Genomic DNA, 12,466 nt, shown 5'->3' on the forward strand with positions numbered 1-12,466 from the left:
AATATCGCTCAAAATAACCGTCCATATAACGCAAAATAGGCCGCTTCCCCTCGTGGGAAGCGGCCTCAAGCCTTACGAATAGACGATGGTAAAGGGTTCTTCCGTTTGAGTCTCTCCTGTTGATGTGTATCTCGTGCCCTCGAGGGTTACCGAGACCACTTGGTCGACATCAATCAACTTCGTTGGCACCCAAATGTTCTCTCCGCTATTGCGTGCCATCGAAACATAGAAATTGTACGCGCCTGCGTCGTCATCTTCGATAATCTGCTCCGATCCATCCTTGTAGCTGACGGTCAGTTTATGATCAACTGCTTCATAGCCCAGATCATCGATGTGCGTCTGGATGGAAAACGGGCTAATCTCGAGAGGCGAGTCATCGGAGCGGAGTTCCTTTGTATCGACGTACGCTCCAACGCTAAACTCGGGCGTCGATGCCTCGAACAGCTTCGCGTCCTCGCCTTCGCCCTCAGTCCAGCAGATATTCCAGGTGACCGCATGTCCCAAATCTCGCTCGCGATTCCACGAGGCAAAGTACATCGTGCCATTAATGACCGTGTCGCTTGATGTGTCTTTATCAATTGTGCAGCGTGTGTCAGCCCATTCCTCGCCGAAGTTCATGCTGGGCGTGCCGATGCCTTGTTCTTCTTCACCATAGAGAACAAGTTCGCCAGTCTCTGCTGCCGGCTTGTAGTAGTTAACACCATTTGGATTGGACAACGTAAACGTCACGGCACCGCAACCGTTTTTATCGATAGCCATATCATGAATGTCGAGTGTATAGCCGTTGCCCTCGACGGACAGATTGACCTTCTGTACTGAACCCTCCAAGCTTTGGGGCGCGATACCATCACCAAACTCTCTGGTGTAGGTATATTTAGTCCCCGACGAGCCACCTTGAGTCCAGGTAATGGACTCTCCGTTGCCATGGTTTCCCCAGGCAGAGGCAAAATAACTGGAATTGACGACGGCGTAGGCGACCCCTCCGGTCGCCAGCACTCCGGCAAGGCATCCGATCACGGCAACATACAGAGGCTTCGCGTGACCCTTTCGGCGAAGCGGCTCACCAGCAGCGGCATAAAGAACACGGTCAGCAAGATCGCTATCAGCTTGGACGGACTCGAAGGCCTGCTTGATTTGGTTGGATTTCACGGTCGCCCTCCTCTAGGATGAACTTGAGTTTCGATCTGCCGCGAGCTAAACGCGTTCGAACTGTCGCGGCTGGTACGTGCAGCAACTCGGCAATCTCTGAAGTCGAGAAGCCCAGATAGTAATAGAGCACGATGGGGATACGGAATCGTTCCGGAAGCCGCATGACATCTGACAGGACGGCCTTGGTCTCATCCTGCGCCGCCGAAAGCGAATCGGCCAGGTTCTCAATATCCTCCACACGCCTCCATGGCTTTCGAAAGAGCGATTTGCATTCATTGATCGTGACCCGGATAAGCCAGCCGCGAAGATGCTCCCAACTTTCAAAGTTTCCATCGCTTTTGAGCAACTTAAGAAAGACGTCTTGTGCGACATCGTCGGCATCGGCACGATCACGCAGGTACGTCAATGCGATTCGAAACACGACATCCCGGTGATCTTCGACTGCCTGTCTAAAAGCTTGTTCTTCCATAATCACCTCCCGGTGACGTTAATGATTCTCGATGAGGCCCTCACCATAGATACGCTTTGACCGATCGGATTGTTTCAAATCCAAGCAGGAAAAACCCACCGAAATTAATCCGTCCCTTTTTGGCAAGGGACCAACGGAACGCAACAGGTTGAGCATACGCAAGCGAGCGGCCCCCAGAGCGTACAAGGTGGCATGAAAAAGGCAGGGCATTGACCTTTTGGTCATGCCCTGCCTTTTGAATGACAGATTGTAGCTCTGGGGGCCGCGCAGCGACGGAGGTTGCCGCCGTTCGTTAGAACGGCGGAACTAGTTACTCCTCGTCGTTGTCCTTGGCCTCTTCGGCGTCGTCGGTGTCCACGAGCTGGTTGAGCAGCTCGTCGAGGGAAGCCATGTCCTCGTTGATGGCACCGTTGGCGGGAGCCTTCTTGTCGTCGATCGGGGCGCCCAGGAGCTCCTCGTCGGCGTCGGCGTGATGCGTCGGCGTGGCGGAGGTGCCCAGCAGGATGTCGTCCGGACCGTCGGGGCTAAAGACCATCTGCAGCAGCTGCGAGAGGTCTTCCTCGTCGGCAACGTCGTCGTTGTTCTCGAGGATGTAGAGCAGGTCGTGGGCCTCGAGGCCGTCACGGAGCTCCTCGATCGCCTTGGCACCGATGCCATCGATGCGCAGCAGATCCTCCTCGGACTTGCCGACCAGGTCGCCGACCGTCTCGATGCCGACCTCGCTGAACTTGTTGGTCCAGCGCTGCGACACGCCCAGGTCGTCGAACAGGTACAGGCGAGCCTTCTCGGCGGAGATGGTGTGGCCGTTGCGGGTGAACGAACCGTCAGCACCACCGAACTCGTCGTAGCCGGCCCAGTCGAGCTGCTGCGGGAGCTGCTCGTCCAGGTCCTTGAGCTCCACAGGAGCCCACTCGGGCAGCGACTTGGCGTTGGGCGAAGCCGGACCGTCGATGTCCACGTAGCCGTCGGCCGTACGATACGTCAGCTTGGCGTTGGCGTACGGCTTGAGGCCGGTACCAGCCGGGATCTTCTTACCGACGATGACGTTGGACTTAAGGTCGAGCAGGTGATCGACCTTGCCCTCGATGGCAGCCTCGGTAAGGACGCCAGCGGTACGGATGAACGAAGCGCTCGACAGCCAGGAGTCGATGTTGGACGCGACCTTGAGCGTACCCAGGATGACGGGCTCGGCCACGGGAGCCTGACCGCCCAGACGGGCAACGCGCTCAACCTCGTCTGCAAACTCGTAGCGGTCAACGTACTGACCAAGCAGGTACTTGGAGTCGCCGGGGTTGGTGATCTGAACGCGACGCAGCATCTGACGTGCGAGCACCTCGATGTGCTTGTCGTTCAGGTCGACGCCCTGGCTGGTGTAGACGTCCTTGACGCTCTCGACGAAGGTGTGCATCGTCGACTCGATGTCGGTCAGCTTGCGCAGGTTGCGGAAGTTGACGAAGCCCTTGGTGATCTGGTCGCCGGCGCGAACCTCGCAGCCGTCCTCGATCTCGGGCATGAAGCGCACCGAAGCGGGGACGCGACGCTCGTCGAGGACACGGGTGTGATCCTCGGAGTCGGTGAGCGTCAGCACGTACTCGGACTTCTCGGGCTTAATCGAGAGATGGCCAGAGTACGGAGCCAGCTCGGCCTCGCGACCCAGAATCTTCTCGTTGACGTTGCCGACGATATCGAACATACGGCTGACCGTAGGCAGACCCTGCGTAATATCGTCGACGCCAGCGACGCCGCCGGAGTGAATGGTACGCATCGTAAGCTGCGTACCGGGCTCGCCGATGGACTGGGCGGCAATAATGCCGACCGCGGTACCGATGGCGACCGGACGACGGGTGGAAAGATCCCAGCCGTAGCACTTCTGGCACACGCCGTACTTGGAGCGGCAGGTGAGCAGCGCGCGAAGCTTGACCTTCTTGAGGCCGGCATCGACCATCTTCTGGATGTCGGCGACCTTCTCGATGTAGCCGTCCTGCTCAAAGAGCACGGTGCCATCGGGAGCCACGACGTCCTCAATGAAGCAACGGCCGACAAGATCGGTGTTGAGGTCGGTGGTGCCGGGGATGATGAGGTTGTAGGTGACACCCTCGTGCGTACCGCAGTCCTCCTCGCGGACGATGACGTCCTGGGCCACGTCGACCAGACGACGGGTCAGGTAACCAGAGTCCGAGGTGTGGGATGCGGTATCGACCAGGCCCTTACGGGCGCCGTAGGTCGAAATGAAGTACTCGAGCGGCAGCAGGCCCTCGCGGAAGTTCGCCTTAATGGGAAGGTCGATCGTCTCGCCGGACATGTCTGCCATCAGGCCACGCATGCCGCCGAGCTGACGCAGCTGGGTCTTAGAACCACGGGCGCCGGAGTCGGCCATCATGTACAGCGGGTTCTCCTCGTCGAACATGTCGAGCATGAGCGCTGCGACCTTGTCGGTACAAGCGGTCCACTCGTTAACGACTTCGATGTGGCGCTCCGTCTCGTTGATGAAGCCCTCCTCGAAGTACTCGTTGATCTGGTCGACGTTGGCCTGGGCGCGATCGAGCAGCTCCTGCTTCTCGGCAGGGATGAGAGCGTCCCACACCGAGATGGTGAGGCCGGCGCGGGTAGCGTAGTGGAAGCCGGAGTACTTGATGGCATCGAGGATCGGACCGACCTTGGCCTCGGGGTAACGATCGCAGCAGTCAGCAACCAGCTTGGCCACGTCGCCCTTGACCATCTTGTAGTTCATGAACTCGTAGTCTTCGGGCAGGCACTGGCGGTTGAAGATGATGCGGCCGATAGAGGTCTCGAAGCGCGCGGTCTTGTTGCCGGTGACGTCGTAGTCGACAAACTCGTTCTTGCCGTTCTTGACGCGGAAGATACGGGTGCCGTCCTCGTTGATGACATTGGCGTCGGCAGCGGACACGCGGACCTGAATCTTGGCCTGCATGTCGACCTCGGAGCGGCAGTCATAGGCGTGCAGCGCGTCGTCGAAGCTGGCGAACACGTGGTTCTCGCCCGGCAGACCGTCGCGGACCTGGGTCAGGTAGTACACACCGATGATCATGTCCTGCGAGGGGATGTTAACCGGCTTGCCGGATGCCGGCGAGCGCAGGTTGTTCGCAGAGAGCATAAGCACGCGAGCCTCGGCCTGAGCCTGGCTGGACAGCGGCACATGGACAGACATCTGGTCGCCGTCGAAGTCGGCGTTGAAGGGCGAGCAGACCAGCGGATGCAGGTGGATAGCCTTGCCCTCGACCAGCACCGGCTCAAAGGCCTGGATGGACAGACGGTGCAGGGTCGGTGCACGGTTGAGCAGCACGACGCGGCCGTCGATGACCTCTTCGAGGATATCCCACACAAAGGTGGCACCGCGGTCGATAGCGCGCTTGGCGCCCTTGATGTTCTCGACCTTGCCGAGCTCGACCAGGCGCTTCATGACGAAGGGCTTGAAGAGCTCCAGCGCCATGGTCTTGGGCAGACCGCACTGGTGCAGCAGCAACTTGGGGTCGGTAACGATTACCGAACGGCCGGAGTAGTCGACACGCTTGCCCAGCAGGTTCTGACGGAAACGACCCTGCTTGCCCTTGAGGGCCTCGGCGAGCGACTTGAGCGGGCGACCGCCACGGCCAGAGACCGGGCGACCACGACGGCCGTTGTCGAACAGGGCGTCCACGGACTCCTGGAGCATGCGCTTCTCGTTGTTCACGATGATCGCAGGGGCGTCCAGGTCGAGCAGGCGCTTGAGTCGGTTGTTACGGTTGATCACGCGACGATACAGGTCGTTGAGGTCGGACGCGGCAAAGCGACCGCCGTCGAGCTGGACCATCGGGCGCAGATCGGGCGGAATGACCGGGATGACATCCAGGATCATGTTCGCGGGGCTGTTGCCACCCTTCAGGAAGGCGTCAACGACCTCGAGGCGCTTGACGGCCTTCTCGCGCTTCTGCTTCTGGGAATCCTCGTCGGCAATGATGGCCTTGAGCTTCTCGGCCTCGGAAGGAAGGTCGATGGCAGCGAGCAGGTCGCGGACGGCCTCGGCACCCATGCCACCCTTGAAGTACATGGAGTAGTAGCGGGTCATCTCGCGGAACAGCGGCTCATCGGAGATGAGGTCGCGCTCGGTGAGCTTCATGAAGGCGTTGAAGGCGTCCGTGCGGAGCTGCTTCTCGTCCTTGCACTCTTCCTCGATGTCGACGATGCCAGAGGCGATCTCCTCGGGGGTCAGCGGCTCCTCGTCGGAGAACTCGTCAAAGTTCTCGGGGTCGCCCTGCTCCTTGAGGGACTCGATCTGGCGGGCGCACTCGGCATCGATCTCTTCCAGATCGGCGGCGAGCTCCTCGCGCAGGTCGTCAGCGTCGGCCTCGCGAGCCTCGTAGTCAACCTCGGTGATGATGTAGCTGGCAAAGTACAGAACCTTCTCGAGGTCCTTGGACTTGATGTCGAGCATACGGCTCATCGGGAAGCTCGTGGGGCTCTTGAAGTACCAGATGTGGGACACGGGAGCGGCGAGCTCGATGTGGCCCATGCGGTCGCGACGCACCTTGGCCGAGGTGACCTCGACGCCGCAGCGCTCGCAGACGATGCCCTTAAAGCGGATGCCCTTGTACTTGCCGCAGGAGCACTCCCAGTCCTTGGCGGGACCGAAGATCTTCTCGCAGAACAGGCCGTCCTTCTCGGGCTTGAGGGTACGGTAATTGATGGTCTCCGGCTTCTTGACCTCACCGTGCGACCAGGAACGGATCTGGTCGGCGGAGGCAAGGGAGATCTTTACCGAGTCAAAATCAGTAGCTTCGAAATCTGCCACAGTCAACTACTCCTTATCAGTGGTCGTGGCGGCGACAGCCTCGGGTGCCTCGGCGGTCTCGGCATCCTCGGCCTCGACGTCGGTGTCAACGCCGGCGAGCGCAGCCAGGTCGTCGAGAGCAGAGGTCTCCTCGGCGGTCACAGGGGCGGAGGCGTCCTCGTCGGCATCGTGCATGGGCTCGATGTCCAGCGCGAGGGAGCGGATCTCCTTGACGAGAACCTTGAAGGACTCGGGGATACCCGGGACAGGAACGTTCTCGCCCTTGACGATGGACTCGTAGGTCTTGACGCGGCCCACGGTATCGTCGGACTTGACGGTCAGGATCTCCTGCAGGACGTTGGAAGCGCCGTAAGCGTACAGTGCCCAAACTTCCATCTCGCCGAAGCGCTGGCCGCCGAACTGGGCCTTGCCGCCCAGAGGCTGCTGGGTAACCAGGCTGTAAGGGCCAGTCGAACGGGCGTGGATCTTGTCGTCGACCATGTGGCCGAGCTTGAGGATGTAGGACGTACCCACGGTAATGGGCTCGCGGAACTCCTCGCCGGTACGGCCGTCGAACAGACGGGTCTTGCCGCGCTCGTCAAGCTGGGTGACGAACTCGGGGCGCATGTGATCGCCAAAGGCAGCGGTGGCCTTGTTGAGCATGTTCTTGTTGGCACGACGGATGACCTCGGCGATCTCGTCCTCCTTGGCGCCGTCGAAGACGGGCGTCGCGGTGAAGAACGGACCGGGGACGTACTTGTCGGAGTCGGCCTGCTCGGTATCCCAACCGCAGGCAGCAGCCCAGCCAAGGTGGCACTCGAGCAGCTGGCCGACGTTCATACGCGAAGGAACGCCCAGCGGGTTGAGGATAACGTCGATCGGGGTACCGTCAGCCATGTAGGGCATGTCCTCGACCGGCAGAACGTTACAGATAACACCCTTGTTGCCGTGGCGGCCGGCGATCTTATCGCCCTGCTGGATCTTACGACGCTGGGCGACGTAGACGCGCACCTGCTCGTTGACGCCGGGGGCCAGGTCGTCGCCGTTCTCGCGGCTAAAGCGGACGACGTCGATGACGCGGCCGTAAGCGCCGTGAGGCATCTTAAGGGAGGTGTCACGGACATCGTGGGCCTTGGCACCGAAGATGGCGCGCAGCAGGCGCTCCTCGGCGGTCAGAGCGCTCTCGCCCTTAGGCGTGACCTTACCGACCAGGATGTCGCCAGGGCCGACCTCGGCGCCGATGCGGATGATGCCGTCCTCGTCGAGGTTGGCAAGCATGTCCTCGGAGAGGTTCGGGATCTCGCGGGTGATCTCCTCGGGGCCGAGCTTGGTGTCGCGGGCGTCGATCTCGTGACGGGTGATGTTGATGGTCGTCAGCAGGTCCTCGGCCACCAGGCGCTCGGACACGACGATACCGTCCTCGTAGTTAAAGCCTTCCCACGGCATGTAGGCCACGGTGAGGTTCTGGCCCAGTGCGAGCTCGCCGTGATCGGTCGAAGGACCGTCGGCCAGGGGCTCGCCCTGCTCAACGGTGTCACCGACGCGCACGAGCGGACGGTGGTTGATGCAGGTGGACTGGTTGGAGCGCTGGTACTTGGCCAGGTGATACTCGTCCATGCCGCCGGCATGCTTGACGATGATCTTGGCGGCGTCGGCAAAGATGACCTCGCCGGCGTTCTTGGCCAGGGTGACCTCGCCGGAGTCCAGAGCGGCGCGACGCTCCATGCCGGTACCGACATAGGGAGCGGCGGGGTGAACCAGCGGCACGGCCTGACGCTGCATGTTAGCGCCCATCAGCGTACGCTTGGCGTCGTCGTGCTCAAGGAACGGAATCAGCGTGGCTGCGACGGACAGCATCTGACGCGGCGAGACATCCATGTAGTCGACGTCCTCGACAGGCACGTCGGCGGGAGCGCCGAAGGAGCCGTCGAAGTCGCGGGTACGGGCGATCACGGTGTGCGGACGGACGATCTTGCCCTCGGCATCGGTCGTGATGAACTCGTTGGTCTTGGGATCGAGCGGCGTGTTGGCCGGCGCGATGACGTGCTTCTCTTCCTCGTCAGCGGTCATCCAGTCGATCTGGTCGGTGGCAACGCCGTTCTCGACGCGACGGAACGGGGCCTCGATGAAGCCATACTCGTTGACGCGGGCGTAGAGGGCGAGCGAGCCGATCAGGCCGATGTTGGGGCCTTCGGGGGTCTCGATCGGGCACATGCGGCTGTAGTGCGAGTTGTGAACGTCGCGGACGGCCGTCGGCACGTTGGTGCGGCGGCTGGAGCCGGACTTGTGGCCGGCAAGACCACCAGGGCCGAGTGCGGACAGACGGCGCTTGTGGGTCAGACCGGTCAGGGGGTTCGCCTGGTCCATGAACTGCGAGAGCTGCGAGGAACCGAAGAACTCCTTGATGGAGGCCACGATCGGGCGGATGTTGATGAGCGACTGCGGGGTGATCTCGTCGATGTCCTGGGAGCTCATGCGCTCACGGACGACGCGCTCCATACGGCTCATGCCGATACGGAACTGGTTGGCGACGAGCTCGCCGACGGTGCGGATGCGGCGGTTGCCGAAGTGGTCGATGTCGTCGACCTTGAAGCCCTGCTCGCCGGCAGCGAGGGACAGGAGGTAGCGCAGCGTCGCGACGATATCCTCGTCGGTGAGCACCGTGACCTCTTCTTCGGTGGTGAGGTTGAGTTTCTTGTTGACCTTGTAACGACCGACGCGGGCCAGATCGTAGCGCTGCGGGTTAAAGAGCAGGCCCTCGAGCAGGCTGCGGGAAGCGTCCACGGTGGGAGGCTCGCCCGGGCGCAGGCGACGGTAGATCTCGATGAGGGCGTCCTCGCGGGTAAGGGCGGTGTCGCGCTCCAGGGTGCGCTTGATCACATCGGAGTTGCCGAGCAGCTCGATGATGTCGTCGTTGGTGACGGCGATGCCAAGGGCGCGCAGGAACATCGTGGCGCTCTGCTTGCGCTTACGGTCGATGGAGACCATGAGCTGGTCGCGCTTGTCGACCTCAAACTCAAGCCAGGCACCGCGGGACGGGATGATCTGGGCCTTGTAGATCTGCTTGCCCGAATCCATCTCGGAGCTGTAGTACACGCCCGGGGAGCGGACGAGCTGCGAGACGACGATACGCTCGGTACCGTTGATGATGAAGGTGCCCTGATCGGTCATCATGGGGAAGTCGCCCATAAAGACGAGCTGCTCCTTGATCTCGCCGGTCTCCTTGTTGGTGAGACGGACGTCGGTCAGAAGCGGAGCCTGATAGGTCATATCCTTCTCGCGGCACTCCTCGACGGTGTGCGCGGGGTCGCCGAACTGATGCTCGCCGAAGGTAACCTCGAGAACATGGTTCTGGCTCTGGATGGGGCTGGATTCCTTGAACGCCTCACGAAGGCCCTCGTCCTTAAAACGCTCAAAGGATTCCCTTTGAACAGAGATAAGGTTGGGGAGCTCCATGGCCTCCGGGATTTTCCCGAAGCTGACGCGCTTGCGCTCAGTGGCAGTGTATGCGTAGGTCACCAGGTTTTTCCTCCTTCACGGAAATGCTCGGTGGGTTGGCGAGGCATAGCTTCGCCAGTTATCGCAACCTAATAGTTTATCAGGTACCGACCGTTGGGCAAGAAAAGCCTTGACGCGATTGAGTTTTTGGAGTAGCAAAGATTTTCGACAGAAAACACGCAGGTAGATATATGTGTATCGAACATCTGTTCATATATTTTCTGTGAACAGAGAGCCGGCAATCGCAGCTCTTATAAAAAACGGGCGCGAACCGAAGTCCGCGCCCGTAAATGTCGATGCCCGAAGGCTTACTTGCGCATCAATCCGCCGCGCTCGTCGATAGCGTCCCAGAAGGCATCGGCAAAGCGGGGGTCGCTTGCAGCCATGAGGGCGTTGGTGGCCATCCAGCCAGAGGGAGTGCCGGTGTCGTAGCCCGACAGCGGGTCGATGACGACCGCATACATGGCCTCGCGGTCGAGCGAACGGGCCATGGCGTCGGTGAGCTGGATCTCGCCGCCCTTGCCGGCCTGCTGATCTGCCAGCAGGTCCATGACCAGCGGGCTCAGCAGGTAGCGACCGACGATGTACAGGTTGGACGGAGCAGCCTCGGGAGCGGGCTTCTCAACCAGACCGCCGATACGCCAGACAGCGCCCGGCTCGGCATCGGCAACGTCCTCGGCGCCCTCGAGCGAACCGACGCGCTCGCCGGCGATAACGCCGTAGCGGCTGACTTCCTCGGGCGAGCAAGCAGCGACGGCGATAACCGAAGCGCCACCGTGCTCCTTGGAAACGGCGAGCATCTTGTCGCAGATATCGCGGTTAGGCACAACGTAGTCGCCCAGAAGAACCAGGAAGTTCTCCCCTGCCACGGCGTCGGCAGCAGAGCGAATAGCATGGCCGAGGCCCTTGGGCTCGTACTGATAACGGAAGTCGACCGGCATACCGCCAGCGTGGGCGACGGCATCGGCATAGGCGTTCTTGCCGCGCTCGCGCAGCAGGTTCTCGAGCGAACGGTCGGGCTGGAAGTAGTTCAGCAGCTCGGGCTTGCCGGGAGAAGTAACGATGATGGCGTCGTCGACCTCCTCGGGGTCGAGTGCCTCCTCGACGACGTACTGAATGACGGGCTTGTCGAGCACCGGCAGCATCTCTTTGGGCGTGCACTTGGTGCCAGGCAGAAAACGCGTGCCAAGACCGGCGGCGGGGATGATTGCCTTCATGTTATTCAAAGATCCTTTCGCAGGCGCAAAAGCGCCCCATGCGTGCGGCACACAGCCGCAGACCAAATTGCGATACCCAAGCATCTTACCGCTGGAACTATATGTCGCTACAAGGCAGAGACAATTCTTCAGCAGGTCAACGCAAATTATTGCTCGAATGGTGCAATTTTATTGCCCAACGGCAGGGCACCCGATACGACGCAAATCACAGAACATGGCAGTTTGAGCAACCGATGCCGAGGGACCGAAAAACAAAAAAGACGGGGCTCGCAATGCGAACCCCGTCTGCAAAGAAATCTGGCGAGAAAGCCTGATTACTTGAGGGTGACAGCAGCGCCAGCAGCCTCGAGCTTCTCCTTGGCAGCCTCGGCGTCCTCCTTCTTGGCACCCTCGAGAACAGCCTTGGGAGCGCCCTCGACGACCTCCTTGGCCTCCTTCAGGCCAAGGTTGGTGAGCTCACGGACGGCCTTGATGACCTGGATCTTGTTGTCGCCGAAGCCCTCGAGCACGACGTCAAACTCGGTCTTCTCCTCGGCCTCAGCAGCGCCAGCAGCGGGAGCGGCGACAACAGCGGCAGGAGCAGCGGCGGAAACGCCGAAGGTGTCCTCGATAGCCTTAACGAGCTCGGAAGCCTCGAGAAGGGTCATTTCCTTAAGAGCATCGATGATCTCATCGGTGGTAAGCTTAGCCATTTCTAAGTCCTTTCGGTTTCCGTGTCTGTGCACGGAGATCAGTTAAAACACGGCGCGAATGCGCCAGGGGTGCGGCGTTGCCGCCGCGGGTGAAAACAGCGACTAGGCTGCCTTCTGCTCGGAGACCTGCTGGATCGAACGAGCGAGACCAGAGGAAACGCCGTTGACGCAGACAGCGATGTCGCGAGCGAAACCGGAGATGAGACCGGCGATCTGGCCGAGAAGCTGATCCTTGGTGGGCAGCTCGGCGATAGCCTTAACATCATCAGCGGAAACGGCCTTGCCGTCGGAGATACCGCCCTTGATCTCAAGGACGCCCTTGGACTTAGCAGAGAAGTCCTTAAGGGCCTTAGCGGCCTCGACCGGCTCGGACTCGTAGAACACATAAGCGACGGGGCCGGCGAGGATCTCGTCGAGCTCGGGCTGCTCCTGGTTCTTGAGAGCGATCTTGACCAGGTTGTTCTTGTAGACCTTCATCTCGGCGCCGCACTCGCGAAGCTGATGACGCAGCTCCTGAGCCTGCTTAACCGTCAGACCGTTGTAGTTGACGACGAACAGACCGGCGTTCTCGGCGATACGGGACTCGATCTCTGCAACCTTGTCGATTTTGTACTGCTGGGGCATGAATTACACCTCCTCGAATTCTTTCCGGGCACGGTCCGCCACAAGGACG

General features: G+C 60.8%; 7 protein-coding genes. All 7 read right to left on the minus strand.

The genetic code is table 11. The features are described from left to right. Positions 1-72: 72 nt before the first annotated feature. The 7 genes from DXB53_RS01785 to rplJ all read right to left on the minus strand — a co-directional run bounded on the left by DXB53_RS01785 (position 73) and on the right by rplJ (position 12,417). A complete protein-coding gene (locus tag DXB53_RS01785; protein ID WP_117583077.1) occupies positions 73-1,149 on the minus strand; it encodes a DUF4179 domain-containing protein in 1,077 nt (358 codons plus the stop codon). Further along, entirely contained in the window at positions 1,103-1,618 is a 516-nt protein-coding gene (locus DXB53_RS01790) for an RNA polymerase sigma factor (protein ID WP_233503780.1), read from the minus strand. Before DXB53_RS01790 ends, DXB53_RS01785 begins: the two co-directional genes overlap by 47 nt. Before the next feature lie 310 nt (positions 1,619-1,928). Beyond that, positions 1,929-6,407, minus strand: coding sequence for a DNA-directed RNA polymerase subunit beta' (locus tag DXB53_RS01795; protein ID WP_187362386.1), 4,479 nt, complete (start codon positions 6,405-6,407; stop codon positions 1,929-1,931). Positions 6,408-6,413: 6 nt separating this feature from the next. Beyond that, positions 6,414-9,842: a DNA-directed RNA polymerase subunit beta gene (locus tag DXB53_RS01800; RefSeq protein ID WP_233503781.1), complete on the minus strand. Its 3,429-nt coding sequence runs from the start codon at positions 9,840-9,842 to the stop codon at positions 6,414-6,416. Positions 9,843-10,192: 350 nt separating this feature from the next. Continuing rightward, positions 10,193-11,101, minus strand: a complete 909-nt coding sequence (locus DXB53_RS01805; RefSeq protein ID WP_055250255.1) for a UTP--glucose-1-phosphate uridylyltransferase — start codon at positions 11,099-11,101, stop codon at positions 10,193-10,195. Positions 11,102-11,415: 314 nt separating this feature from the next. Then, complete coding sequence (gene rplL / locus DXB53_RS01810) at positions 11,416-11,793, minus strand: 50S ribosomal protein L7/L12 (protein ID WP_006235005.1); 378 nt, start codon at positions 11,791-11,793, stop codon at positions 11,416-11,418. A gap of 102 nt (positions 11,794-11,895) precedes the next feature. Beyond that, complete coding sequence (gene rplJ, locus DXB53_RS01815; RefSeq protein ID WP_006235004.1) at positions 11,896-12,417, minus strand: 50S ribosomal protein L10; 522 nt, start codon at positions 12,415-12,417, stop codon at positions 11,896-11,898. Positions 12,418-12,466: the final 49 nt, after the last annotated feature.

It is taken from the genome of Collinsella sp. OM04-5 (assembly GCF_003439125.1).
Taxonomy (GTDB): domain Bacteria; phylum Actinomycetota; class Coriobacteriia; order Coriobacteriales; family Coriobacteriaceae; genus Collinsella.